The sequence below is a fragment of the Spirillospora sp. NBC_01491 genome (assembly GCF_036227065.1).
GTDB lineage: Bacteria > Actinomycetota > Actinomycetes > Streptosporangiales > Streptosporangiaceae > Spirillospora > Spirillospora xylanilytica.
In genome coordinates this window covers 2,421,831-2,446,755 of the sequence record NZ_CP109432.1, presented here as the reverse complement: position 1 = coordinate 2,446,755, position 24,925 = coordinate 2,421,831, and the positions used below count along the sequence as shown (strand labels likewise).

Sequence of the window (24,925 nt, the reverse complement as noted above, 5' to 3'; positions counted from 1 at the left end):
TTTCAAGGCAAATCGGTAAGTAACGGAAAGTGATGCGTAGGAAATATTCTACTGAGGGTTACTGGATGTTCCTTAATGTTTCCGCCATGCTGGGGGCATGGCTGGAGAGCTGGACCGGGAACGGATCGCCAAGTACGTGGTCGCCCGGCGCGGGTCGCTCGGCCTGACCCAGGAGCAGCTCGCCGAGCGGGCCGGGGTCACGGTCAAGACGATCTACAACCTGGAGGCCGGGGAGCGCTGGCCCCAGGCGCGCACCCGCAGCGCCATCGAGGACGCGTTGCAGTGGCGGCCCGGGGACCTGGTCCGGATCGGCGAGGGTGGGGAGCCGGCCGGGGCGTCCCCGCGGCCCGGTATGGACGTGGTGCTCAAGGAGCTGGACGAGCTCAACGCCTACTTCGCCGACCTGCGCGCCGACCCGGGCGACAAGCGGCGGATGGCGCTGGCCTTCCTGCGCGCGCTGTACGGGGAGCCCGACGGGCGGTGACGTTTTCCGGAGTCTGAAATCATTCAGGATCTGACCGGTTGTTACGGCTACTGACAAGCGGGAACACTGGAGGTGCCGATCCCGGTCAGGAGCCCCCGCTCCATGGGCGAAGGAGTGTCACCGATGCGCGGACGCGCCCATCCTCGTCGGGGGCCCGGCGCCGCGGCGGCCGGCGTGGCCGGCGTCTCCGGCGCCGTGCTCGGCGTGATCGCGATCGCGCTCGCCATCGCCCCGGGCCGTCCCGATCCGCTGGTGCTCGTCGGCGCCGGGCTGGCGCTGGCCGTCGCCGGCCTCACGCTCGCCGTGCTGCGGCTCTCCCGCGAGCTGCGCCTCCAGCGGCGGTACCTGTTCAGGCAGATCGAGACGCAGACCCGCGTCCTGCACAACGCCGCCCGCCTCGCCGCGGAGCGGCAGGACGAGCGGCGCTAGCGCGGGCGCGGCTACTTCCAGAACAGCACCTTCGCGGAGCCGCCGGTCATCGAGGCCGCGCCGGTGCCGTGCTGGACGAGCTGGATCCGGACCCGGTGGTCCTGGCCGACGTTGTCGGCGGCCACCCCGTACACCAGGTTGGTCTCGTCGCCGACCGAGGCGAAGTCCTGGACCGGGCCGCCCTCGTACTCGGTGGTGTCGGCCGCGTCCACCTCGATCGCCCGCGCCTGGATGAGGGTGCCGGCGGGGACGCCGCTGACCGTGACCGCCGCGGTGAGCGTGTAGCGGGCCGGGCCGGTGAGCAGGCTCGGGCCGCCGTCGTCGCGGTGCTGGCCGCGGGAGTCGGCGTACTCGGTGTCCCAGTTGACGGTGGTCCACTTGCCGGGGGCGAGCGGCTGCGCGGCGGTGGCGCCGACGGACACGTAATCGGGCATGTCGTCCTCTCCGGGTGAGACACCGACGCGCCACTGCCCGTAGTCGTCCTTGACGGCGTGGTTGTAGTCGACGCCCACTCCGTTGATCGTGTGATCGTTGGAGTACTGCTGGAGCTGCGCGCGGGAGTCCCACTTGCCGCCGGACCAGGCGTACGTCTGCCAGCCATAGGTGATCTTGCCGGCGTCGAACGCGCGCTTGGTGGGCCCGTATCCCGCGTAGACCCCCACCCGGCCGCGGCCGATGACGGAGGCGGCGCCGTCGAGGTAGGCGTTGATCGCCGACTGCTGGGCGGCGGAGGCGTCGAAGTCGACGGCGAAGTAGATCGGCCGGTCGCCGGGCATGCCGAGCGCGGTCGCCTGGGCGGCGGCGTCCCGGGCGTCGGCCTGGCCGGCCGCGCGCCCGTCCAGCGCGCGGTTCGCCGAGGTCTCCCAGACGACCACCAGCCACAGGCCGGCCGCCGATAGCTCGTTCGCCTCGGCCTGGGTGAGGTTCTTCCCGGTGGTGTCGTGCGAGAGGTAGCGGCACGCGAACTTCGCGCCGGCCTTTTTCAGCGCGGCCGCGCCGGGGCGCCCCCACGCGTAGTCGACGCCGAAGACAGCCATGGTCAACTCCATGGGTCGGGAGCAGGTTCGCGACGATTCAACCCGAGTGCCCGTCCGGACGCAGGCGAATCCGCAGGTTCCAGGCCGGACGGCACCGAAAGGCTGGCTTTGCGGCCAGGTCGGACAGGCGGATCGGCCCCTTCCGGATTCCGGATTCCGGACCCGGCGCGCTCACGGCGCCCCGCGGGGACGAGGATGGGGGCATGCGTCTTCGGATCTTCACCGAGCCCCAGCAAGGGGCCAGCTACGAGACATTGCTGTCGGTCGCCAAGGCCACGGAGGACCTCGGGTTCGACGCCTTTTTCCGCTCCGACCACTATCTGAAGATGGGCGATGTGCCGGGCCTGCCGGGCCCGACCGACGCCTGGATCACCCTGGGCGCGCTGGCCCGGGAGACCAGCCGGATCCGGCTCGGCACGCTGGTGACCGCGGCCACCTTCCGGCTGCCCGGCCCGCTGGCCGTCGCGGTCGCCCAGGTCGACCGGATGAGCGCCGGGCGGGTCGACTTCGGGATCGGCACCGGCTGGTTCGAGGAGGAGCACACCGCCTACGGCATCCCGTTCCCCAGCCTGAACGAGCGGTTCGAGCGGCTGGAGGAGCAGCTCGAAGTGATCACCGGGCTGTGGCGCACGCCCGACGGCGAGACCTTCTCCTTCGACGGCGAGCACTACCGGCTCGCGGACTCGCCCGCCCTGCCCAAGCCCGCGCGTCCCGACGGCCCGCCGGTGCTGATCGGCGGGGTCGGCGCCAAGCGGACGCCGCGGCTGGCCGCCCGCTACGCCGACGAGTACAACGTGCCGTTCACGATGCCGGACGACACCGGCGCCGCGTTCGACCGCGTCCGCGCGGCCTGCCGGGACGCCGGCCGCACCCGCCCGATGGTCTACTCCGCCGCGCAGGTGGTGTGCTGCGGGCGGGACGAGGCCGAGATCAAGCGCCGCGCCGACGTGATCGGCCGCGATGTGGACGAGCTGCGGGAGAGCGGCCTGGCCGGCACGCCCGCCGAGCTGGTCGACAAGATCGGCCGCTTCGCGGAGCTGGGCGCCGAGTGCCTCTACCTCCAGGTCCTCGACCTCGACGACCTCGGCCACCTGGAGCTGCTCGCCATCGAGGTGCTGAGCAAGCTCTGACCGCCGGCGGCGTCTGACGGCCGACGGCGCTGGACGGCGGCCTGAGGGCCGTCCCGGCGGCGGCCCGTGACGGGGGTTCGGTCACGGGCCGCCGTGTTTCGCCGGGGGGTCACGCGGTGGCGGGGACGGCTCCCGTCCCGGTCTCGGGCTCCGGGGCGTCCTCCTCGGGGCGGGCGTGCATCGGCAGCAGGAAGACCATCACGAAGGTGAGGCCGAGCAGGCCGACCTCGACCCACAACGTGACCTTCATGGCGCCGTCGAAGCCGGTCTTGGCCGAGTGCCCGGCGGCGGCGCCGACGGCCCGCTGGACGGCGGGCGCCGACTCCGGGACGGTGGCGACAGCCGCCGCGACGTCCCGCTGGAGCCGGGCGCAGGACGCGGGGACCGCGGCCGGGTCCTTGGCGGTCGCGCGGTCGTCGCCGCAGGCGCGCAGCCCGGCCACGATCGGGTCCTGCCGGGCGGCCGGGACCGAGGCGGCGGTGAGCTGTGCGCGCAGTCCGGGCGCGTCGTGGTCGACGGCGCCGGTCACGTGCCCGCCGAGGATGCCGAAGAAGACGGTGCCGAGGACGGCCGCGCCGAGGGCGCTGCCGAGCTGCTGGACCGCGGTGAGCGTGCCCCCGGCCGAGCCGGTCTCCTCGGGCTCGACGCCCCCCAGGACGGTGTCGAAGAACGGCGCCATCATCATGCCCATGCCGAGCCCAGTGACGATCAGCGCCGGGGTGAACTGCCAGGGCGTCACGTCGAGGCCGGCCAAGTGGAGGGTCGCGACCATCCCGGCGACGCCCGCCGCCATGGCCGCGGTGCCGATGTGGATCACCGTCCGGCCGAGGCGCTGCACGGCCTGCGCGGCCCCGAAGCCGACCATGATCCCGACCGACCAGGGGATCTGCGACAGCCCGGCCTTCAGCGGGGAGTAGCCGAGGCCCATCTGGAGGTAGAGCGAGAAGACCAGGCCGAACCCCGCCACGCCGGAGAAGAAGACCAGCCCGACGGCCAGGCCGCCGGTGAAGCCGCGCTTGCGGAACAGGCTCGGCACGATCAGCGGGTCGCCGCCCGCGCGCTGCTTGCGGACCTCGTACCAGGCGAACACGGCGAAGACCGCGACCGAGGCGGCCATCATCAGGAACGTCCACGCGGGCCAGTCCAGCTCGCGGCCCTGGACCAGTGGGAAGACCAGCAGCCCGGCGCCGGTGGAGGCCAGCGCCGCGCCGGTGAGGTCGAGCCGGGTGGCCTGCTTGGACCGGCCCGCGGGCAGGTAGCGCAGGCCGGCCAGCACGGCGGCCAGGCCCACCGGCAGGTTGATCAGGAAGATCATCCGCCAGCCGGTGCCGAACAGGTCGGCGTCCACCAGCCAGCCGGCCAGCACCGGGCCGCCGACCGAGGACAGCCCCATGATCGGCCCGAACAGGCCGAACGCGGCGGCCATCTGCTTCGGGGTGAACATCTGCTTGATCATCCCGATCCCCTGCGGCAGCATCAGCGCGCCGAACGCGCCCTGGAGCAGCCGGGCGCCGATCAGCGTCCCCGGGCTGACCGCGATCCCGCACAGCAGCGAGGCGACGGTGAACCCGCCGGCGCCGATGAGGAACATCCGGCGGCGGCCGTAGAGGTCGCCGAGCCGGCCGCCGGTGATCAGCCCGACCGCCATGGCCAGGGTGTAGCCGGCGGCGAGCCACTGCATGGTGCTGGCCGAGCCGCCGAGCTCGGCGCGGATGGTGGGCGCGGCGATGTTGGTGATCAGCACGTCGAGCATGTCCATCACCTCGCCGGCGAGGATCACCAGCAGGGCGGCCCAGCGCCACCGGTAGCCGCCGGTGGCGGCGTCGGGACGGTCCTCCGCTCTGCCGGTCTCGATGGTCTCGGTCATGAGGGTCCTCCGTTGTTGGAACAGGGTTCGTTATGACGAACACTGTTCTAAATTACGAATACTGTTCGTGTCAAGTACGATGTTCGTTGACCGGAGTGGGAGGGGTGTCGGCCGAGAACCTCTCCTCAATAGAGAAGATATATCGCGATTCTCGACAGTCAAGATGTATCGCGAGATTGGCAGGTTCCGACATGGCCGCACCCGCCGGCATGCCGACGCCTCCGGGCCGCAGGCCGCGCAAGGCCGTCCCGTCCAAGCGGCCGCTCAGCCAGGACCTCATCGTCGGCACCGCGATCGGGGTGCTCGACGCCGAGGGGCTGGACGCGGTCAGCATGCGCCGGGTCGCCCAGGAGCTCGGCACCGGGCCCGCCTCCCTGTACGCCCACGTCTCCGGCAAGGACGAGCTCCGCGAGCTGATGCTCGACCGGGTCGCGGGCGAGATCCGCGTCCCCGAGATCGATCCGGACCGCTGGCAGGAGCAGCTCAAGGACCTGGCCCGCGAGGTGCGCCGCGTGTGGGGCGCGCACGCCGACATCGCCAGGGTCTCCCTGGCGCTCATCCCCACCGGCCCCAACCTGCTGCGCCTCGCCGAGTTCCAGCTCGCCGTGATGCGGGCCGGCGGCGTCCCGCCCCGCATCGCCGCCCTGGCCGTCGACACGCTCGGCGCGTTCATCGACGCCGACAGCGTCGAGAACACCCTCTACGCCGCCAAGACCGAGGACGGGCAGGGCGGGACGGAGCACTTCCTCCGCTACATCGCCGAGATCCGCGAGTACTTCAAGGCCCTGCCGGCCGAGCGCTACCCCAACGTCGTCGCGATGGTGGACGATCTCACCGACGGCGACGGCGACGAACGCTTCGAGTTCGGCCTCGACATCTTCATCCGCGGCATCGGCTCCTACGTCGAGCAGTGACCGCGGCCCTCCCCGCCCGGCTCGCCGCCGCGGTGCCCCCGGAGGCGGAGGCGGCGGTACCTGCGGGGCCTGCGGGGTGATCAGGGGGAGGGGGTGATGACCTGCTCGAAGGCGGAGTGGCGGGGGGAGCCCGCGGCCGTGTCCCAGACCGCGAACACGACGTGCTCGAAGAACCCGGCGAAGTCGGCGCGCAGCGCCTCGTCGAACGCGGCGGCGACCTCGTGCGGGTCGTTGCCGAAGACCCCGCAGCCCCAGGCGCCGAGGACGATCCGCCGGTGGCCGTGCGCGAGCGCCACCGCGAGGACCAGGCGGGCGCGCGAGCGCAGCACCTTGGGGACGCGCGCGGCCACGGCCGGGTCGCGGATCGCCCCGAGGTTCGGGGCCGGGGAGGTGAGGAACGCGACGTCGTACGGCTCGTCCAGCAGCCGTCCCGCGTCGTCCCGGAACACCGGCACGGCGGGTGAGTAGATCATGTGGTCGCTGTAGAGCAGGTCGCGCTGCTCGCGGTGGAACTCGTAGTACTCGGGGGCCGCGCGCAGCGTCGTATAGAGGCCCGACGAGCGCGCGAGACCCTCTTCCTGGGCGTGCGCGCCGTTGAGGAAACCGCCGCCGGGGTTCTTGGCGGACGCGAAGTTGAGGGCGAGGGGCGGCGTGTCCGGGCCGCAGAGGCGACGCGCGGCGGCGAGCGTGGTCTCGCCGGTGACCTCGACGCGCGTCGCCCGGCCCTCGGGGAGCGCCTCGGGCCGTCCGAACGGGGCGAGGCTGTCGCCGGGCCGGTGCAGGACGGTGCCGTACACGGCGGAGTCGAGACGTCCGGCGATCGTGACGGTGCTGCCGGAGGGAGAGGTGTATTCGCCGCTCTCGAGGATGGCCACGGTCTCCTGGGCGGTCATCCGGCGGGGGTGTCTGCTCATCGCGGTCCGGATTGTTCCGGTCACGCGGTCGGAGCGGCAACTTGTTTGCGCTGACCTGCGAGGTCACGCGAAATGATTAGAATCGCCCTGGTTTCTGGCATGCTGTGCTGCGCCATGCAGCCCCCACGATCGCGACCACGTTCCCGCCGCTCCTCGTCCCACCGCCGGGCCGAGGCCCCGCCGCCCGCCGCGCCGCCCCCGCCGCGCGGGCCCGCACCGTACGGGGAGCCGCCGCCGTACGAGGAGCCGCCGTTCGAGGAGTCGGTTTACGCCCCCCAGCCCCTCGGCAACCTCGCCGCCGACCTGGACCGGGAGTTCGAGGGCGCGCGGCGCAACCGGGTGCGGGGCGCGATCATCCTGACGGTGTCGCTGGTGCTGCTCGTCGCGCTCGGCGCGGGCGCGATGCTCGCCTGGGGGTCGATGTCGGGGAAGAAGCCGCTCGCCGCCGACACCCCCGACTCGCCCGCGACCTCGAGCCCCTCCGCCGACACCGCCCCGTCCAGCCCGCCGGTCGTCACCCCGAAGCAGCCGCCGTACATCCCCGCGAAGGGCGACGGGAAGTTCACCCGCCCGCCCTCGGCGACCCGGGCGTACGGGCACGGGAAGCTGATGCGCTACATGGTCGAGGTCGAGGGCGGCCTCCGCCAGAACCCCACCGCGTTCGCCCGCAGCGTGGACCGGATCATGGCCGACCCGCGCGGCTGGACCGCCGGCGGCAAGTGGTCGTTCCGCCGCGTCGACTCGGGCCCCTACGACTTCGTGGTGCGGCTGGCCTCGCCCGGGACCGTCGACAAGATCTGCGGCGCGTACGGCCTGACCACCGAGGGCAAGGTCAATTGCAGCGTCGGCAAGCAGGTCGTCGTCAACCTGAAGCGCTGGCTGCTGCTCACCACCTTCTACCGCGGGCAGCCCGACCACTACCACGCGCTGGTGATCAACCACGAGGTCGGCCACCGGCTCGGCTTCGGCCACATGACCTGCGCCGGCCGCGGCCGGGCCGCGCCGGTCATGCAGCAGCAGATCTTCGGCCTCAAGGGCTGCAAGATCAACGGCTGGCCGTTCGACCGGCGCGGACGGCTGGTCACCGGTCCCTCGGTGCCCTGAAAACCGCTGGGGCACCCGACCCGCTTCCGCCACACTTGGCCCGTGCTTCTGACCATAAAGACCACCATGCCAGGTGCGCCCGACCTGGGGTACGCGCTGCACAAGCACCCTGGACGGGTGCAGCGGTTCGACCAGTCCTTCGGGACCGCGCACGTCTTCTACCCCGACGCCGACGAGGACCGCTGCACGGCCGCGCTGCTGCTCGACGTCGACCCCGTCAAGCTGGCCCGCACGCGTAGCAGGAGCACCCCGGACTTCTCCCTCGGCCAGTACGTCAACGACCGTCCGTACGCGGCGTCCTCGCTGATGGCCTCCGCCATGGCCAACGTGTTCCGGACCGCGATGCGCGGCCGGTGCGACGCGCGTCCCGAGCTGGCGGCCACGCCGATCCCGCTGGAGATCGTGCTGCCCGCGCTGCCCTGCCGGGGCGGGCCCGCGCAGGCCGCGCGGTTCTTCGAGCCGCTCGGCTGGGAGGTCTCCGCCGTTCCGGTGCCGCTCGACCCGGAGTTCCCCGAGTGGGGCGACTCGCGGTACGTGACGCTCACGCTGACCGGCAGGCAGCGGCTCGCCGACGCGCTCAACCAGGTCTACGTGCTGCTCCCGGTGCTGGACGACGCCAAGCACTACTGGATGGCGCCGGACGAGGTCGACAAGCTCATCCGCGCGGGGGAGGGCTGGCTGGCCGCCCACCCCGCCCGCGCCGACATCACCCGCCGCTACCTGGCCAACCGCCGCACTCTTGTGCGCGCCGCGCTGGGACGGCTCGCCGACTCCGAGGACGCCCCTGAGGACGCGCTCGACCACACCGACATCGACGAGGAGCAGCCCGCCGCCACCGTTCCGCACGCGACCGACGCCGATGCCGACGCCGACGCCGCGTCCGCGCACGGCGCGACGGCCACCGAGGACGCCGGGGCCACCGAGGACGCGGCACCTGTGACGCTCGCCGAGCGGCGCGGGCGGGCGGTCCTCGAGGCGCTGCGCGAAGAGGACGCCCGGCGCGTCATCGACCTCGGCTGCGGCTCCGGGAAGCTCCTCTCCCGCCTGCTCCAGGACGCCTTCTTCACCGAGATCGCGGGCGCGGACGTGTCCTACCGCGCGCTCGGGGCGGCCAAGCGGCGGCTGAAGTGGGAGCAGAGCCCGAACGCGTCGTCCGGCCGGCTCACCGACCTGTTCCAGGGCGCGCTGACGTACGCCGACGAGCGCTTCCGCGGCTACGACGCGGCGGTGCTGATGGAGGTCGTCGAGCACGTCGACCCGCCCCGCCTCGGCGCGGTCGAGCAGGTGGTGTTCGGCGACGCCGCGCCCCGCGTGGTCGTCGTCACCACTCCGAACTCCGAGCACAACGTGCGCTACGAGGGCATGGCGCCCGGCGCGATGCGGCACGCCGACCACCGCTTCGAGTGGACCCGCGCGCAGTTCCGCGAGTGGGCCGGGCGCGTCGCCGCCGCCCACGGCTACCAGGTCCGCCACGTGCCCGTCGGCGACGACGATCCCGAGGTCGGCGCGCCGACGCAGATGGGGGTGTTCAGCCGATGACGATCGAGACTGCGGAGGGGGCGCGGCCGGCCGGCCGCGAGGTCCGGATCCCCGAGATGGGGCTGGTGGTGCTGGTCGGGGTGTCCGGCTCGGGCAAGTCGCACTTCGCGCGCGAGCACTTCACGCCGACCCAGGTCGTCTCGTCCGACTTCTGCCGGGGCCTGGTGTCGGACGACGAGAACGACCAGTCCGCGACCGGTGCGGCGTTCGACCTGCTGCACTACATCGTCGGGACGCGGCTGCGGCGCGGGCTGCTCACGGTGGTCGACGCCACCAACGTGCAGCCGAAGTCGCGCGAGTCGCTGGTGCGGCTGGCCAAGGAGAACGACGTGCTGTCGGTCGCGATCGTGCTGGACGTGCCCGAGCACGTCGCGGCCGAGCGCAACGCCGCCCGGCCTGACCGGGACCTGCCCGCGCACGTGATCCCGCGGCAGCGCCGCGAGCTGCGCCGCGGGCTGCGGTCGCTGTCCCGCGAGTTCCGCCGGTCGTACGTGCTGGCGGGCACCGCGGAGATCGACGCCGTGACGGTGGTCCGGGAGAGGGCGTGGAACGACCGGCGCGACCTGACCGGCCCGTTCGACCTGATCGGCGACGTGCACGGCTGCCGCGCCGAGCTGGAGGACCTGCTGGCCGACCTCGGCTACGAGATCGAGCGGGACGCGGCGGGCCGGGCCGCCGGCGCCAACCACCCCGGCGGGCGCACCGCCGTGTTCGTCGGCGACCTGGTCGACCGCGGCCCGGACAGCCCGGGTGTGCTGCGGCTCGTCATGGGCATGGCCGCCGCCGGGAACGCCCTGTGCGTCTCGGGCAACCACGAGGCCAAGCTCGTCAAGGCGCTGCGCGGGCGCAAGGTGCGGGTCGCGCACGGGCTGGCCGAGTCGCTGGAGCAGCTCGCCGCCGAGCCGGCGGAGTTCCGTGACGAGGCGCTGCGGTTCATGGACGGCCTGGTCGCCCACTACGTCCTGGACGGGGGCCGCCTGGTGGTGGCGCACGCCGGGCTGAAGGAGGACTACCACGGGCGCGCGTCCGGCCGGGTCCGCTCGTTCGCCCTCTACGGCGACACCACCGGCGAGACCGACGACTACGGGCTGCCGGTGCGCTACCCGTGGGCGCGCGACTACCGGGGCGAGGCGATGGTCGTGTACGGCCACACGCCGATCCCGAGGCCCGAGTGGATCAACAACACGATCTGCCTGGACACCGGCGCGGTGTTCGGCGGGAGCCTCACCGCGCTGCGCTATCCCGAGCGCGAGCTGGTCTCGCTCCCGGCCCGGCAGGTCTGGTACGAGCCGGTCCGCCCGCTCGCGGCGCCGGGCGGGGCGGACGCCGCGGGCGGGCACCGCGAGAGCGACGTGGTGAAGATCGACGACGTGCTCGGCAACGGGGGCGTGCGGACCCGGCTGATGGGCCGGGTGTCGGTCCGCGAGGAGAACGCGCTGGCGGCGCTGGAGGTGATGAGCCGGTTCGCGGTCGATCCGCGCTGGCTGGTCTACCTGCCGCCGACGATGGCGCCGGCCGCGACGTCCGGCCTGCCCGGCTACCTGGAGCACCCCGCCGAGGCCCTCGCCGCGTTCCGGGACAGGGGCCTCACCCGGGTGGTGTGCGAGGAGAAGCACATGGGCTCGCGCGCCGTCGTGGTCGTCTGCCGCGACGCCGAGGTCGCGCGGGCGCGCTTCGGCGTGGACGACGGCACCGGCGGCGCGATCTACACGCGCACCGGGCGGGCGTTCTTCCGCGACCCCGCCCGCACCGGCGAGGTGCTCGGCCGGGTCCGCGCCGCGATCGGGGCCGCCGGGCTCTGGGACGAGCTGGACACCGGCTGGCTCGTGCTCGACTGCGAGCTGCTGCCGTGGTCGGCCAAGGCGATGGACCTGATCCGCACCCAGTACGCGGCGACCGGCGCCGCGGCGCGGGCGGCGCTGCCGGTGGCCGCGGACGCCCTGGCGCGGGCGGCGGCGCGCGGCCTCGACGTCGGCGGGCTGCGCGAGCACGTCGACCGGCGGGCCGCCAACGCGGCGCTGTTCCGCGACGCCTACGCGCGGTACTGCTGGACGGTCGACGGCCTGGACGGGCTGCGCCTGGCCCCGTTCCAGGTCCTGGCGGGCGAGGGCTCGGCGTGGGCGGCGCTGCGCGACCACGACTGGCACATGGAGGTGGCCGGGCGGCTCGCCGCGTCCGACCCGTCCGGGCTGATCGCGCCGACCGGGTGGACGGTCGCCGACCTCGGCTCGGCGGACTCGGAGGCGGCCGTGACCCGGTGGTGGGAGGAGCTCACCGCGTCCGGCGGGGAGGGCATGGTGGTCAAGCCGCTCGGGCCGCTCCCGGACGGCGCCAAGGTGCAGCCGGGGGTGAAGTGCCGGGGCCGCGAGTACCTGCGGATCATCTACAGCCCCGACTACACCGAGCCCGCCAACCTGGACCGGCTGCGCGGCCGGTCGCTCGGCCGCAAGCGGTCGCTGGCCATGCGCGAGCACGCGCTCGGCCTGGAGGCGCTCGACCGGCTCACCGCGGGCGAGCCGGTGTGGCGAATCCACCAGGCGGTGTTCGCCGTGCTCGCGCTGGAGTCGGAGCCGGTCGACCCCCGGCTCTGACGGCTCCGGGCGCGGACCGCGTCCCGCCGTGCTCAAGGGGCGTCCGGACGGACGGGCTCTTGAGCACGGCGGTGGCGGGTCAGGTCGAGAAGAGCATGCCGAAGACGCCGCCGTGGTGCGGGCGGTGGTGGCCGCCGTGGTGGTGGTGCACCGCCCCGCCGGGGGCGCCCCACGCGGGGGCGGCGGGCGGCGGGGCGGCCCGGTACTGGGCCTCCATCTGCCCCAGGGCCTCCAGCTCGCCGTAGTCGAGGAAGACTCCCCGGCAGTTGTCACATTGCTCGATCTGAACGCCGCTGCGGTTGTAGGTCCGCATCACGCCGCGGCACTTTGGGCAGTGCATCGCTTGGCCGTCCTTCCGATCTGGATCCCCAGGAAGAGGGTAAATCTAGGGCAGGCACGACGCCACGTCATGCCCGGTCCCTCATCCTGGAGATTCTCCTACAGGTGTCGATGAGCGCCTCTTCGGCGCCGTCGAGCGGTCGGTCCTCCTCCCGCGCGGTTCTGACGCACGTGGCGGCGATCTGGACCGCCAGACTTCGGGCCGGCATCTCCAGCGCCGCCCACGGGTCGCCGTCCGCGGGCACCGCCGCGCCGCCGGCGGCGCGGTAGGCGTCCAGGAAGACCTCCCAGTCGGCGGGGGCGAGCACGCCCGCCGAGTACAGCGCGGCGGGCCGCGCCAGGTCCCAGGCGGGGTCGCCCCGGCCGAGGTCCTCGATGTCGATGAGCCGCCAGTACCCGGCGCGGGTGCGGACCATCTGGCCGAGGTGCCAGTCGCCATGGAGCAGATGGTCGTCCGCGCTGCGCGCGGGCGGCGCGGATTCGCCGCGGACCCAGGCCGGGAGAGTGGCGAACGCCCGGCGCACCTCGGCCGCCGCAGTGACCAGCTCAGGCGCGTCCGTGGCGTCCATACGGGCGACGACGCGGGCGACGCGTTCGGGGCGTCCCCAGGAGGGCGCGTCCATGGGGACGGGGGTGTTGTGGAGGGTGGCGAGCAGCCGCGCGCCTTCCGCCCAGGGCAGCCTTCCCAGCGGGTCGACCGGTTGCCCGTACGGTGCGACGGTGACGGTGTGTCCGTCCAGCAGGAGCAGCGGGGGACCGAGCGGCGCCAGCACCTGCGGGAGGGTACCGGCCAGTGCGACCCGCTGGGCGAACGGACGGCCGTAGACGCGGTCGGGTTGGTGCGCCTTCACCGCCAGTTCCCCGATCCGCACCACCAGGACGCCGTGACGGTCGTACAGCATCTCCGGCTCGCGGTCCCCGCCGGCACGGCCGCCACCACCGCCGGTACCGGCGATGGTGCCGTACGAACCGCTGCCTATCTCGACGAGCCGGGCGAACAGCTCAGACTGCTCCGTCTCGGTGTGCACCGGTCAAGTCAATCATCTGTCGAAGACCTCCATCTCCCAGAGCGAGTAGCCCCAGTTCGTCCCGCGCGCGGTGCCGTACACCCGGACCCAGCGGGCGTTGATCGGGGTGAAGCGCATGACGTCCACCTTGCCGTCGCCGTTGGTGCGGGTGTGCACGGTGGTCCACACCCCGCCGCCGGTCGAGGTCTGGAGTGTGTAGTTCTTGCCGAACGCGGTCTCCCAGCGCAGCAGCGCGTAGCCGACCGGGCGGGCCGTGCCGAGGTCGACCTCGATCCACTGCGGATCGGCGGCCTTGCTGCCCCAGCGGGTGGCGAGGTCCCCGTCGACGGCCTTGGCCCCCTCCACGCCGGCCTTCTCCACGCTGGAGGTCTTCACCGGCCGGTTCAGGGCGAGGTCGGTCTTGCGCCGGTACGTGGCGGTGAGGGTGCCGGCGGCGTCCACGGTCACGTTGTGCGCGGACGCGCCGCCGTCCGACCAGCCGGCGAACTCGTAGGCGTTGTCGCCCACCACCTGCGTCTGCGTGGGCGCCGAGACCGACACGTTCGACCCGGTGATGACGGTGCCGTCGAACGGCGCGGGCGCGGTCTTCTCCAGCAGCGTCAGCGGGATCCCCGGCGGATCGCTGGCGAGCGTGAGCGTGCTGGTCTTCGGATGCAGCTCGACGCTCTTGGTGTCGCTGAGCCCGTCGGAGTCGGTCGCGGTCAGCCGCAGCTCGATCCACGACGGGTACTCGTGGTCGGGCGCGTCGAACGCCCCGGACTGCCCGTCCTGCCCGGTGATGGTGTGGGTGTGGCAGTCGCTCGGGCAGTGGTGCATGATGATCTGCCACTTCAGCGCGTCGCCGGTGAGCGTGCCGTCCTCCCCGTCGGTGCCGCCGCCGGAGAACCCGATCCGGTCGCCGACCTTCCAGGTGAGGCCCGCGTCCGGCGAGGCGATCGTCGCGACCGGCGGGGTGGACCCGGCCGTGACCACCAGCGTGGCGGTGTCGGACGCGCCCCTGGTGTCGGTGACCTTCAGCCCGACGGTGTAGCGGCCCTTGGTCTCATAGGTGCGCTTCGGCCTCGCGTCGGTGGAGTCGTCGTAGGCACCGTCCCCGTCCAGGTCCCAGGCGTAGGCCAGCGGGACGTCCCCGTCGGCGTCGCTGGAGGTCGTCCCGTCCAACGCGACGGTGAGCGGCGCCGGGCCGCTGGTCACGTCCGACTTGATCGCGGCCACCGGCGGGTTGTTCACCCCGTTGTAGGTGAACCGGACGATCCGGCCGCCGAGGATGTCGACGCCGAACAGGTCGCCGTTCGGGCCGGCCTGGAGCTCCACGATGCCGCCCGCGCCGGTGGCGAACGTCTCGATCCTGGTCTTGTCGGGCAGCCCGTTCGCCCCGGGCCGCATCGCCCACACGCACTGGCGCGCGTAGTCGCTGAAGAACAGCGCGCCCCGGTACTGCGCCGGGTAGATCCCGCCGGAGTAGAACGCCATCCCGCTCGTGGAGGAGCTGCCGACGCCGCAACTCTCCCCGGGGACGACCTTGTCGCTGTGCTTGTAGGCGAAGTGCGGCGCCGTCACGGCCGCCGCGCCCTCCGAGTACAGGTTCTCGCAGATGTCGAGGTTGGCGGCGTCGTACCCGGGCGTGCGGCCGGCGCCCTCGTAGCAGGGCCACCCGAAGTTGCGCAGGGTGGACCTCGGCTCCGGGAGGCGGTTGATCTCCTCCCAAGTGGTGTAGCCGACGTCGCCGTTCCAGATCTCGTCGGTGCCGGGCCGGACGGTGAACCGGTAGGGGTTGCGCAGGCCGTAGGCGACGATCCGCCGCACGTTCACCCCGCCGTTCGGCAGCGGGTTGCCCGCCGAGCCCTGGCCGGTGTCCGGGTCGATGCGGATGATGGCGCCGTCGAGCGTGGCCGGGTCGCCGGCGGTGCGCAGGTCCTGGGCGCGCAGCGCGCCGCCCTCGGCCGTGGGGGCGGTCAGCGGGGTGCCCGCGGGCTTGGGCGGGTCGCCGCAGGCGTTGTCCTTCTGGCCGTAGTCGGCGTACCCGAAGCTGGCGCCGTCACCGCCGCCTGCGTAGAGCTGCCCGTCCTTGCCGAACGCCAGCGTCCCGACGGAATGGCTGGAGAACTGCTGGCACCAGTCCTCCACCAGCACCTGCTCGCTGATCGGTCCCTCCTGCGCGGCCCGCGCCCGCACCGCGGGCGTCAGCACCGAGATGCGTCCGGCGACCACGCACCCGGCGTTGTTGGCGCCCGGCGGGTCGGGGCACTGGTCGTTGGTGCCGTCCTCGGACGGCCACCTGGGGTAGGCCCCGCCCAGCTGGCCGTTGTAGGTGTACATCACGTACACGCGCGGGTCAGTGGGGAAGTTCGGGTGCAGCGCCATTCCGAGCAGGCCCCGGTCCCAGCCGTTGAACGTCTGGCGGCGCAGGTCCGCGAACACCTCCGGGGTGGTGTCGGCCGGCGAGTCGAAGACCTTGATGATCCCGCTCTTCTCCGCGACGAACACCCGGCCGTCCGGGGAGAACTCCACGTTCGTCGGCATGGTCAGCCCGGAGAAGGCCGTCTTCTGCTGGAAGCCGGCCGGGAGGTCCACCGCCGGGAGCCCGGCTCCGAGCGCGGTGGGCGCCGCGAGCACGACCGCGGCGAGCAGCACCGCCAGCACCGCCGCCGCGGTGCTCCTCGCCCTTCGTCCCCGATCGGTCAACGCGAGTGCGGCCACGGACAACCTCCCCGTTCCCGGGTGCGCGCTGTGGACTCCGCGCCCTGGGGCGAACGATGAAGCATTTCGTGACATGTGGGGATACCTAGGACGAATACGGACCGCAAGCGGTCAGCGCCCCATCCGGAACCGGTCACCAAGTCAACCGATCACACCGGCCGGACGACGCGGACACCGCCCCCCCGGTGAAGATCGCCGGGCCGCCCGGGCCGGCGACGGCGGGTGGGCGATGCAGCACAATGGGGCCATGGGAGACGGGGGAGCGGGGAGCGACGGACCGGCGGTGCGGCGACTGGCCTCGCGGGTGGTGTACGAGAACGCGTGGATGACCGTCCGGGAGGACGAGATCCAGCGGCTCGACGGCGCGCGCGGCATCTACGGGGTGGTCGACAAGCCCGACTTCGCGCTGGTGATCCCAGCGGCGGACGGCGGGTTCCACATGGTGGAGGAGTACCGCTACCCGATCGGGCGGCGCACCTGGAACTTCCCCCAGGGGTCCTTCCCCGGCGACGAGACGGGGACGCCCGAGGAGCTCGCCCGGCGCGAGCTGGCCGAGGAGACCGGGTTCCGCGCCGCGACCCTGACGCCGCTCGGCTATCTGAACGCCTCGCACGGCACCAGCAGCCAGGGGTTCCACGTGTTCCTCGCGACCGGCCTGGAACCGGGGCCGCACGCCAGGGAGACCGAGGAGCAGGACATGCGGCAGCGGTTCGTCGGCCGCGCGGAGTTCGAGCGCCTCGTCCGCGAGGGGGCGGTCACCGACGACTCGACGGTCGCGGCCTACACGCTGCTGGCGCTGCACGAAAACGCCTAGCCGCGCCGGCGGCACCGGGCTAGCTTCGGTGCGTGGACGTTGTGATCACGACGCTCGCCGAGCGTCCCGAACTGGCCGGACCGCTGCGGCGGATGCCGGCGGGCTGGCCGGAGTTCGTCCAGCACGACCCGGTGAACCGCGACCTGTTCGCCCTGCTCGCCACCACCTTCCCCGAGTTCACCCTGGTCGCCACCGACCCCGGCGGGCAGGTCGCCGCCCGCGCGCACAGCGTGCCCTTCGCCCTGGCCGCCCCCGGCCGCGCGACCCTGCCGGACGGCGGCTGGGCCCAGGTCATGACCTGGGCCTTCGCGGACGAACTCGGGGCGGCGCCGGCCCGGGGCGAGGCGGCCGGCCCGGACGCGGCGGGGCTCGCGGCGGCGGCCGACACGGTGAGCGCGATCGAGGTCGCCGTCCGGCCGGACCTGCGCGGCGCCGGCCTGTCCGGGGCGATGCTCAGGGCGATGCGCGAGAACGCGGCGCCACGCGGCCTGGTGGCGCCCGTCCGGCCGACGGGCAAGCACCTCGAGCCCGCGACGCCGATGGCCGAGTACGCGTTCCGCACCCGCGGCGACGGGCTGCCCGCCGATCCGTGGCTGCGCACCCACGTCCGGGCGGGCGGGGTGATCGAGTCGATCGCCCCGGCGTCGATGACCGTCGCGGGCTCCCTGGCCCGGTGGCGGTCCTGGACGGGCCTGCCCTTCGACGCCGACGGCTGGGTGGAGGTGCCGGGGGCACTGGTCCCGGTCCGCTGCGCGGTGGCGCACGACCACGCCGTCTACGTCGAGCCGAACGTCTGGATCCGGCACCCGGCCGGGTGAGCCCGGCAGGTCAGCCGGCCGGGTCGTCCGCCCCCTCGATGCGTCCGCGGACGAGCCGGGGGTGGAAGTAGCTGATCACGATCCGGCCGGCCCCGGTCACGCAGAAGATCTGGTAGCCGTTGCGGCCGTCCTCGTCGGGCGTCGTGAACTCCTCGGGCACGAACATGCCCTCCGAGGTCATCGCGCTGAACCAGCGGCCGAGCGCGTACTCGTCGCCGAAGGTCTCCACGCCCGCGCCCCGGCGGCCCAGCGTGTAGCGGACCTCGTAGCCGCACCCGTCCGGCGGGAATCTCATCTCCGGCACGTCCCCCCGCGGACGCCGCACTCGCGCATACGCCTCCCCCTCCCCGGATCGCCCCATCCTAGGGGCCGCGGGGTCTCGCTCATGGTGATCGCCTGGCACCGGGCGGCGGCGGCGCCGGTCCCGCCGGGCGCGGTGGCCCGCCGCGGCCGAATCCGGACGCGACCGAACCCCTCGATCGACGTACAGTGCGCCCATGGCAGCCTCCGGCCCGGCGCCGCCCACCCCCGCTCCGACGCCCGCGCCACCCGGGCCGCCGCCGGTCGCCTGGCGGCCACTGCTCCTGATGGCGGCCGTCCTGGCGGCCGTGCTGATCCCGTTGAGCACCCGGTACGGCTACCACCGCGACGAGCTGTACTTCCGGGTCGCCGGGCGGCACCTGGCCTGGGGGTACCCCGACCAGCCGCCGCTGCTCCCGCTGATCACCCGGGGGATCACCGCGGTGTGCGGCGACGTGCTGTTCGTCCAGCGCCTCCCGGCGGCGCTGCTCGCCGTGCTGGGCGTGCTGCTCGCCGCGCTGACCGCGCGAGAGCTGGGCGGCGGGCGCCGCGCGCAGCTGCGGACCGCGGGCGCGTACGCGATCGCCCCGTTCATGGTCGCGATCGGCCACTCGTTCTACACCGCCACGCTCGACGTGACCGTCTCCACCGCGCTGGTCTGGCTCGCGGTCCGCTGGGTGCGGGTCCGCGACTCCCGGTCGCTGCTCGCCGTAGGCGTGCTGACCGCCGTCGCGGTGAACGTCAAGTACCTGGCCGCGCTCCTGCTCGTCGCGCTCGTCGCCGGGCTGCTGGTCAGCGGGCCGCGCGACGTCCTGCGCCGCCCGGTGCTGCTGCCCGCCGCCGCGATCGCGGTGGCCGCCGCCGTCCCCGGGCTGATCTGGCAGGCCGGTCACGGCTGGCCCCAGCTGGACATGGCCGGCGAGATCGCGGCCGAGGCCGACTTCGGCGGCCGTCCCGGATTCGTGCCGTTCGAGCTGATCCTCGCCGGGGTGGTGCTGTCGTGGCTGTGGATCTACGGGCTGTGGCGGCTGTTCCGGTCCCGCGAGCTGGCCCCGTACCGCTTCCTCGGCATCGCGTTCCTGCTGTTGAACCTCCTCTACCTCGCCACCGCGGGCAAGCCGTACTACCTGGCCGGGTTGTGGGCGGCGCTGTGGGCGGCGGGCGCGGTCGAGGTCGAGCGCCGGGGCGGCGCGCCGCGCGGTGCGGGGTGGACGCTCACCATCCCCGCGTACGCGATCACCGGCCTGGGCGTCGTCCTGGTCACCCTGCCCGTCTACCCGGTCCGCGACCTGGCGGGCACCCCGCAGCCGGTCATCAACCCGGACTCGGCCGAGACCGTCGGCTGGCCCCGGTTCGCGGCGGAGATCGCGCGCGTGCACCGCGCGCTGCCCACCGCCGAACGTCGCAAGGCGACCATCGTGACGTCCAACTACGGGGAGGCCGGCGCCCTCGATCGCTACGGCCCCGCGCACGGCCTGCCCCGCGCCTACAGCGGCCACAACGGCTACTGGTACTTCGGCCGGCCCCCGGACACCGGCGGCCCCACCATCGTCGTCGGCCCCGACACGCCCGCCCTCCTGCGCCGCTACTGGTCGGACGTCACCGTCGCGGGCCGCATCGACGACGGGGTCGGCCTGGACAACGAGGAACAGGGCAAACCGGTCTTCGTCTGCCGCGGCCAGACCGCCCCCTGGCGGACCCTGTGGCCGGACTTCAAGCACCTCGGCTGAGCTTGAACGCCAGATCGGTCACCCATTGGTCCATGTCGGGCTGCTCGGACGGATCGGTGCGGTAGATCTCCAGCCGGCACGCCCACCGCTCCTCCTCGGAGGTCGCGGTCATGTCCCACTCCAGCCCCTCCCGCGCCCCCCATCCGAGCATCGCCGCGGTGACCCCGACCAGCTCGTCGGGAGGCCCGACGTGCGTGTACGTCGCGTAGCGTCCGGCCGGCAGCGTCTCGGCGAGCACCTCGCCCTCGCCCTCCACCGGTTCGACCACCGGCACCCCCGCCTCGACCACCGTGCGGCCCGCCATGTCGATGACCACGTACCGCAGGAACGGCGCCCCCGCCGGTCTGGCCCCGCGGTCGGAGAGCCACATGAACACCTCGGGTATCCGGTCGGCGACCTCCGCCAATCCGTCCATCGTCACGTCCTGCCGGATCGCCGCGTACGGCACCGCCGGGCGCTCCTCGATATAGGGCTCACTCGTCATGCCCGTTCAGACCTCCCCATCGTCCGGAACTCATCGCATGACCTCCGAAGTAATCGGCCGCTCTACCCGTCCGGTGCGAGGATCGTCCCCATGGACACCCGCACCGTCGTGCAGACCCTCATGCAGAGCGTGGCCGCCGGAGACTCCGCGACCATCGAGAGCCTCTTCGCCGACGTCGTCGACTGGCGCCTCGACTGGCCGGACGAGGGCCACCCCGCCGTCCCGTGGATCCGGCCCCGCCGCACACCCGCCGAGGCCGCCGCCCACTTCAGCGAGATCCGCACCCACCACGTACCCGAGAAGGACGCCTCCGAAATCCACCAGATCCTCGTGGACGGCCCCGACGCCGTGGTCCTGGCCACCCTCGCCCAGACCGCCCGCGCCACCGGCCGCGAGTACACCGCCCTGTGCGCGCTCCACCTGACCGTGGAGAACGGCCTCATCACCCGCTACCACGTCTACGAGGACAGCCTCACCGTGGCCAACGCCCTGACCCCCCTGAGGCGGCAAATGGAAGTCCCGCACACCTGAGCGCCTGCTGTTTCCACCACTGACCGCTAGAGAAGGGTGACGGTCCAATCGCCGTCGGCGTGGACGTGGACGAACGTCGACCCTTCCAGGTGGCCCTTCGCGCTGGAGTTCCCCATGCCGGACAGGACCCTTTCGCCCTGCCCGAATTCGAGGGTGAGTCCGGTGAGGGAAAAGGCGCCGCGGCCGTTGTGCTGCATGGAGACCTGCCTGGGTTCGCCGACGTGGCGGAAGACGAACGAGCCCTTGGAACTGATCCGCTTCTGGAGGATCGGCGCGGTGTCCGCGGCCTGAAGCCACGCCGACCACGTGCAGTCCGATTCGATCAGCAGCTGGACGTGCTCGGCCTCGTCCGCGGGCAGGGGCATCACGACCCGGTCCGGTCCGCGACCGCGGAACAGCAGCCAGGGCCTCCCGAACCCCTCCAGGTCGACGCGGGCCCGCTGCCAGGGCGGTGCGGCGCGGCCGGACCGCCGGCGCATGGCCGTGACCTCCGGAGTAATCGAACGAATAACTCCCAGCAGGAAAATAGAATTCATGGACACCCGAACCGTCGTTCAGACCTTCCTCCAGAGCATGGCCGCCGGAGACTCCGAGGCCATCAAGGGCCTCTTCGCCGAGCGTGTCGACTGGCGGCTCGACTGGCCGGACGGTGAGCACCCCGCCGTCCCGTGGATCCGCCCCCGCTTCACCGCCGAGGACGCCGCCGCCCACTTCCGGGAGATCAGCGACCACCACGTGCCCGAGAAGGCCGCCTCCGAGATCCACCGGATCCTCGTGGACGGCCCCGACGCCGTCGTCCTGGCCACGATCGTCCAGACGGCCCGCGCCACCGGCCGCGAATACACCGCCATGTGCGCCGTCCACCTGACCGTGGAGAACGGCCTCATCACCCGCTACCACGTCTACGAGGACAGCCTCACGGTCTCCAGCGCCCTCACCCCGTGGCCCGATTTCGGCCCGGCCTCCAAGGGCTTCGCCTAGAACCGCCCCGGCTGAGCCGTAAACGTTCCGCGCACGCGTCGCGTGCCGGACCGTCCGCGCCCTCGGCCCAGGCGAGCGCGACGCGCAGCGGTTCGGTGCCTACCCGAGCCAATAAAAGCGTTGCCGTCCGGCAGAAGGTCGGGCAGAGTGGTCAACGAAGCGAACGAGACCGGAGGAGGACAGCGAAATGCGACGTCGTCATCAGCGCCGAATGCATCGCAGTGGCCACCCCGGCACCGGGAGCAGCCGCAGCGGGACGTGACCTGCACGTCTCGATGTGAACCGCCCGCGGACCGAGGTCCGGCCGGGCGGTTCTCTGTTTTTCCCGGAGGGTTGGCCGAGTGGAAAGGCAGCGGCCCGCTAAGCCGTGGTCAGGGGTCACCCTGCGCGAGTTCGAATCTCGCACCCTCCGCTCCCGGCGAGGAGGGACGCTGGTGCGTCCGGCGGCCTCATAAACCGTTTCAGGTGGGTTCGATTCCCGCACTCGCCACAATTCAATATCTGGTCTCCGTGGCGCAGCGGAAAGCGCGCCGGGTTGCGAACCCGGAGGGCGCAGGTTCGATTCCTGCCGGAGACACGGCGACCGTGGTGTAGTGGTTTCTGCACGCCAGGCTGTGGACCTGGAGGTTCTCGGTTCGATCCCGGACGGTCGCCCTGAAAGGTCGAGGCTGAGGGCGTCCCGCTATCGGACGATGGTGGGACGGCTGTGCGACCAGCGGTCCCCTTCGGCCGCCTGCACGACGAATCGTGCGAGGTCGGCTCTGGGAATGCTGGAGGAGAGGGCGACGAGTCGTTGAACACCGACGGCGAGCAGGGCGGTGACGAGAGTGCGGGCGCCTTCGGAGTAGAGCTTGTCGGCGTGCCGTCCTGAGGGGCCGATGGCGGAAATGACGGCGTCATGGCCGGCGACCGCGGAGCGGACGGTGTCGATGTCGCGAATGTCGGCCCGCGCGACATCGAGGGGAGCACCGCGGAGTTCATCGGGTACCGCGCGGAAGGCGTCAGGGTCGCGGACGGCTGCGGTGACGGCATGCCCCGCGCGCAGGGCCTCCTGGACGATCACGTGGCCGGTCGCGCCGTTGGCGCCGAAGACGACCAGGGAGCTCATCGATTCTTCCTTTCGTGTCGTTCGCGATTGGGGGCGAAGAACATGGTGGCGTACATCCGGTCGAAGAGCCGGGCCGCCGCGTCCCGCTCCGGCAGCGGTCGCGCCCTTTCTTTGAACGCCGTCCGGCGGGGGAAGGATCCTGATCACCCGCCGGGGGCGGGTCTTGCTCGCGGGACGGGACCGACTTACGTTGCTCGTGACGCGGGGGGCACGCACGACGATCCGTTCGCGGAGGCGACATGCACCGCAGACCATCCCGATCAGTCCTTCTCGGCCTGCTCACCTCGCTCGTCCTCAGCACCGGCGGCGCGGCGGCCCAGGGCGCCGCGGGCGCGGCCCCGGCCCCCGACCCGCGGCGGCCGGTGAAGGACCGGGTGGAGGACCTGCTGCGGAGGATGAGCCTGGACGACAAGCTCGGGCAGATGACGCAGCCGGAGCGGCAGAACGTCACCGCCGCCGACGTCACCAGGTACCGGCTCGGCTCGCTGCTGTCCGGTGGCGGGTCGGCGCCGGAACCCAACACGGCCAAGGGCTGGGCCGACATGTACGACGGGTTCCAGAAGGCGGCGCTCGAGGCCCCGCTGAAGATCCCGCTGATCTACGGGGTGGACGCGGTGCACGGGCACAACAACGTGGTCGGCGCGACGGTGTTCCCGCACAACATCGGGCTCGGCGCGACCCGCGACCCCGCGCTGGTGCGGCGGATCGGGCGGGCGACCGCCGAGGAGGTCTCGGGCACCGGCGTCGACTGGGACTTCGCGCCCTGCCTGTGCGTGGCCCGCAACGACCGGTGGGGCCGGACGTACGAGTCGTACGGCGAGGTGCCCGAGCTGCCCGCCGCGATGTCCACGGTCGTCACCGGGTTGCAGGGCGAGCGGCTCGGCGGGCCCGCGTCGGTGCTGGCGACGGCCAAGCACTACATGGGCGACGGCGGCACGATCGGCGGCAAGGACCAGGGCGACACGCGGCTGTCCGAGGCCGAGCTCCGCGAGATCCATCTGCCGCCCTTCAAGGCCGCGGTCGACCGCGGCGCCGGGTCGGTGATGATCTCCTACAGCTCGTGGAACGGCGTCAAGCTGCACGGCGACAGGTATCTGATCACCGACGTGCTGAAGCAGGAGCTCGGCTTCTCCGGGTTCGTGGTCTCCGACTACAACGGGATCGACCAGATCGACGGCAGGCCCGGCTTCACCCCCGCCGAGGTCCGCACGGCGATCAACGCGGGGGTCGACATGGTGATGGTGCCGGCCGAGTGGCGCAGGTTCATCGACACGCTCCGCGCGGAGGTCGAGGCCGAGCGGGTGCCGATGTCGCGGATCGACGACGCCAACCGGCGGATCCTGACCAAGAAGGTCGAGCTCGGGCTGTTCGAGCGTCCGCTCACCGACCGGCGCTACACCGCCACCGTCGGCGGCGCCGAGCATCGCGCGCTCGCGCGCGAGGCGGTCGCCGAGTCGCAGGTGCTGCTGAAGAACGCCGGGAACGTGCTGCCCCTGAAGAGCCGCGACAACAAGATCTTCGTGGCGGGCAAGAGCGCCGACGACATCGGGATCCAGAGCGGCGGCTGGACCATCACCTGGCAGGGCTCGGCCGGGCCGATCACGCCCGGGACCACGATCAGGCAGGGCATCGAGCAGGGCGCGGGACGCGGCACGAAGGTGACCTACAGCAAGGACGGCAGCGGCATCGACCGTTCGTACAAGGCCGCCGTCGCCGTCGTCGGCGAACTGCCGTACGCCGAGGGCATGGGCGACCGGCCCGCCGGCATGGGCCTGGACGCGGCCGACCTCAAGACCCTGGCCACCCTGCGCGCCGCCGGCGTGCCGGTGATCGTGGTGCTGGTCTCGGGCCGGCCGCTGGACATCGCGGCGCAGCTCCCCGGCTGGGACGCGCTGGTCGCGTCCTGGCTGCCGGGTACCGAGGGCCGCGGCGTCGCCGACGTGCTGTTCGGCGCCGCCGAGCCGTCCGGCAGGCTGCCGATGACGTGGATGGCGAGCGCGGATCAGCAGCCCATCAACCGCGGCGACGGGAAGAAGCCGCTGTTCCCCTACGGCTACGGGCTCACCTACCGCCGCTGACACCG

23 protein-coding genes and 3 tRNA genes are annotated in these 24,925 nt (G+C 72.8%); 16 read left to right on the top strand and 10 right to left on the bottom strand.

All coding sequences use genetic code 11. From position 1 onward, the window contains the following. Positions 1-97 precede the first annotated feature (97 nt). Positions 98-484, top strand: a complete 387-nt coding sequence (locus OHA34_RS11560; RefSeq protein WP_285941120.1) for a helix-turn-helix domain-containing protein — start codon at positions 98-100, stop codon at positions 482-484. A 123-nt stretch (positions 485-607) separates the two neighbouring features. Continuing rightward, positions 608-913 carry a hypothetical protein gene (locus OHA34_RS11555; protein ID WP_285941119.1) on the top strand — a complete coding sequence of 102 codons (306 nt, stop codon included), beginning with the start codon at positions 608-610 and terminating at the stop codon, positions 911-913. Between the two features lie 11 nt (positions 914-924). Here the strand turns inward: OHA34_RS11555 and OHA34_RS11550 are convergent, their stop codons facing one another. After that, positions 925-1,950: a glycoside hydrolase domain-containing protein gene (locus OHA34_RS11550; RefSeq protein WP_285941118.1), complete on the bottom strand. Its 1,026-nt coding sequence runs from the start codon at positions 1,948-1,950 to the stop codon at positions 925-927. A 203-nt stretch (positions 1,951-2,153) separates the two neighbouring features. Here OHA34_RS11550 and OHA34_RS11545 point away from each other — a divergent pair, with 203 nt between their 5' ends. After that, the gene (locus OHA34_RS11545) at positions 2,154-3,080 is read left to right on the top strand and encodes an LLM class F420-dependent oxidoreductase (protein ID WP_329521596.1); all 927 of its coding nucleotides are present in this window, start codon (positions 2,154-2,156) and stop codon (positions 3,078-3,080) included. Positions 3,081-3,189: 109 nt separating this feature from the next. On the opposite strand, the gene OHA34_RS11540 is transcribed toward OHA34_RS11545, so the two are convergent. Continuing rightward, the gene (locus OHA34_RS11540; protein ID WP_329521595.1) at positions 3,190-4,947 is read right to left on the bottom strand and encodes an MFS transporter; all 1,758 of its coding nucleotides are present in this window, start codon (positions 4,945-4,947) and stop codon (positions 3,190-3,192) included. A gap of 191 nt (positions 4,948-5,138) precedes the next feature. Between OHA34_RS11540 and OHA34_RS11535 the strand changes: the two genes are divergently transcribed. Next, entirely contained in the window at positions 5,139-5,861 is a 723-nt protein-coding gene (locus OHA34_RS11535) for a TetR/AcrR family transcriptional regulator (RefSeq protein ID WP_285941115.1), read from the top strand. A gap of 80 nt (positions 5,862-5,941) precedes the next feature. On the opposite strand, the gene OHA34_RS11530 is transcribed toward OHA34_RS11535, so the two are convergent. After that, on the bottom strand, positions 5,942-6,775 hold the full coding sequence (locus OHA34_RS11530) for a TIGR02452 family protein (protein ID WP_329521594.1): 834 nt from the start codon (positions 6,773-6,775) through the stop codon (positions 5,942-5,944). A gap of 114 nt (positions 6,776-6,889) precedes the next feature. Between OHA34_RS11530 and OHA34_RS11525 the strand changes: the two genes are divergently transcribed. From OHA34_RS11525 to OHA34_RS11515, 3 genes are read left to right on the top strand one after another with little or no spacing between them, the layout of a single operon-like run. Then, positions 6,890-7,879: a DUF3152 domain-containing protein gene (locus OHA34_RS11525; protein WP_285941112.1), complete on the top strand. Its 990-nt coding sequence runs from the start codon at positions 6,890-6,892 to the stop codon at positions 7,877-7,879. A 42-nt stretch (positions 7,880-7,921) separates the two neighbouring features. Beyond that, positions 7,922-9,418 (top strand): 3' terminal RNA ribose 2'-O-methyltransferase Hen1, encoded by a 1,497-nt coding sequence (locus OHA34_RS11520; RefSeq protein WP_329521593.1) that lies wholly within the window; start codon positions 7,922-7,924, stop codon positions 9,416-9,418. Further along, a complete protein-coding gene (locus OHA34_RS11515; RefSeq protein WP_329521592.1) occupies positions 9,415-12,009 on the top strand; it encodes a polynucleotide kinase-phosphatase in 2,595 nt (864 codons plus the stop codon). The genes OHA34_RS11520 and OHA34_RS11515 overlap by 4 nt, the downstream gene beginning before the upstream one ends. Positions 12,010-12,088: 79 nt before the next feature. Here OHA34_RS11515 and OHA34_RS11510 read toward each other — a convergent pair whose 3' ends face one another. The 3 genes from OHA34_RS11510 to OHA34_RS11500 all read right to left on the bottom strand — a co-directional run bounded on the left by OHA34_RS11510 (position 12,089) and on the right by OHA34_RS11500 (position 16,076). Continuing rightward, positions 12,089-12,349, bottom strand: coding sequence for a zf-TFIIB domain-containing protein (locus OHA34_RS11510; RefSeq protein ID WP_432763067.1), 261 nt, complete (start codon positions 12,347-12,349; stop codon positions 12,089-12,091). Positions 12,350-12,416: 67 nt separating this feature from the next. Continuing rightward, on the bottom strand, positions 12,417-13,376 hold the full coding sequence (locus tag OHA34_RS11505; RefSeq protein ID WP_285941109.1) for a phosphotransferase family protein: 960 nt from the start codon (positions 13,374-13,376) through the stop codon (positions 12,417-12,419). A gap of 12 nt (positions 13,377-13,388) precedes the next feature. Beyond that, the gene (locus OHA34_RS11500; protein ID WP_329521591.1) at positions 13,389-16,076 is read right to left on the bottom strand and encodes a PQQ-dependent sugar dehydrogenase; all 2,688 of its coding nucleotides are present in this window, start codon (positions 16,074-16,076) and stop codon (positions 13,389-13,391) included. A 247-nt stretch (positions 16,077-16,323) separates the two neighbouring features. Here OHA34_RS11500 and OHA34_RS11495 point away from each other — a divergent pair, with 247 nt between their 5' ends. Beyond that, positions 16,324-16,890, top strand: a complete 567-nt coding sequence (locus OHA34_RS11495) for an NUDIX domain-containing protein (RefSeq protein WP_285941107.1) — start codon at positions 16,324-16,326, stop codon at positions 16,888-16,890. A 32-nt stretch (positions 16,891-16,922) separates the two neighbouring features. Beyond that, positions 16,923-17,708 (top strand): N-acetyltransferase, encoded by a 786-nt coding sequence (locus OHA34_RS11490; protein WP_329521590.1) that lies wholly within the window; start codon positions 16,923-16,925, stop codon positions 17,706-17,708. Between the two features lie 10 nt (positions 17,709-17,718). Here OHA34_RS11490 and OHA34_RS11485 read toward each other — a convergent pair whose 3' ends face one another. Beyond that, a complete protein-coding gene (locus OHA34_RS11485; protein WP_285941105.1) occupies positions 17,719-18,003 on the bottom strand; it encodes a hypothetical protein in 285 nt (94 codons plus the stop codon). Between the two features lie 202 nt (positions 18,004-18,205). Between OHA34_RS11485 and OHA34_RS11480 the strand changes: the two genes are divergently transcribed. Next, the gene (locus OHA34_RS11480) at positions 18,206-19,738 is read left to right on the top strand and encodes a glycosyltransferase family 39 protein (protein ID WP_285941104.1); all 1,533 of its coding nucleotides are present in this window, start codon (positions 18,206-18,208) and stop codon (positions 19,736-19,738) included. Here the strand turns inward: OHA34_RS11480 and OHA34_RS11475 are convergent. After that, the gene (locus OHA34_RS11475; RefSeq protein WP_285941103.1) at positions 19,722-20,222 is read right to left on the bottom strand and encodes a GyrI-like domain-containing protein; all 501 of its coding nucleotides are present in this window, start codon (positions 20,220-20,222) and stop codon (positions 19,722-19,724) included. The genes OHA34_RS11480 and OHA34_RS11475 overlap by 17 nt on opposite strands. A 90-nt stretch (positions 20,223-20,312) precedes the next feature. Between OHA34_RS11475 and OHA34_RS11470 the strand changes: the two genes are divergently transcribed. Further along, positions 20,313-20,753, top strand: coding sequence for a nuclear transport factor 2 family protein (locus tag OHA34_RS11470; protein ID WP_329521589.1), 441 nt, complete (start codon positions 20,313-20,315; stop codon positions 20,751-20,753). A gap of 26 nt (positions 20,754-20,779) precedes the next feature. On the opposite strand, the gene OHA34_RS11465 is transcribed toward OHA34_RS11470, so the two are convergent. Next, positions 20,780-21,232 carry a hypothetical protein gene (locus OHA34_RS11465; RefSeq protein ID WP_329521588.1) on the bottom strand — a complete coding sequence of 151 codons (453 nt, stop codon included), beginning with the start codon at positions 21,230-21,232 and terminating at the stop codon, positions 20,780-20,782. Positions 21,233-21,287: 55 nt separating this feature from the next. On the opposite strand from OHA34_RS11465, the gene OHA34_RS11460 reads away from it, so the two are divergent. The 4 genes from OHA34_RS11460 (at position 21,288) to OHA34_RS11445 (ending at position 22,388) form a co-directional block, all read left to right on the top strand. Continuing rightward, positions 21,288-21,734 (top strand): nuclear transport factor 2 family protein, encoded by a 447-nt coding sequence (locus OHA34_RS11460; RefSeq protein WP_285941100.1) that lies wholly within the window; start codon positions 21,288-21,290, stop codon positions 21,732-21,734. A gap of 327 nt (positions 21,735-22,061) precedes the next feature. Next, positions 22,062-22,146 (top strand) — tRNA-Ser (locus tag OHA34_RS11455). A gap of 92 nt (positions 22,147-22,238) precedes the next feature. Further along, a tRNA-Arg gene (locus tag OHA34_RS11450) sits at positions 22,239-22,311 on the top strand. A 2-nt stretch (positions 22,312-22,313) separates the two neighbouring features. Next, a tRNA-His gene (locus OHA34_RS11445) sits at positions 22,314-22,388 on the top strand. Positions 22,389-22,416: 28 nt separating this feature from the next. Here OHA34_RS11445 and OHA34_RS11440 read toward each other — a convergent pair. After that, positions 22,417-22,842 (bottom strand): NAD(P)-dependent oxidoreductase, encoded by a 426-nt coding sequence (locus OHA34_RS11440; protein ID WP_285941099.1) that lies wholly within the window; start codon positions 22,840-22,842, stop codon positions 22,417-22,419. A gap of 239 nt (positions 22,843-23,081) precedes the next feature. Here OHA34_RS11440 and OHA34_RS11435 point away from each other — a divergent pair, with 239 nt between their 5' ends. Then, on the top strand, positions 23,082-24,920 hold the full coding sequence (locus OHA34_RS11435; RefSeq protein ID WP_329521587.1) for a glycoside hydrolase family 3 protein: 1,839 nt from the start codon (positions 23,082-23,084) through the stop codon (positions 24,918-24,920). The last annotated feature ends 5 nt before the right edge of the window (positions 24,921-24,925 follow it).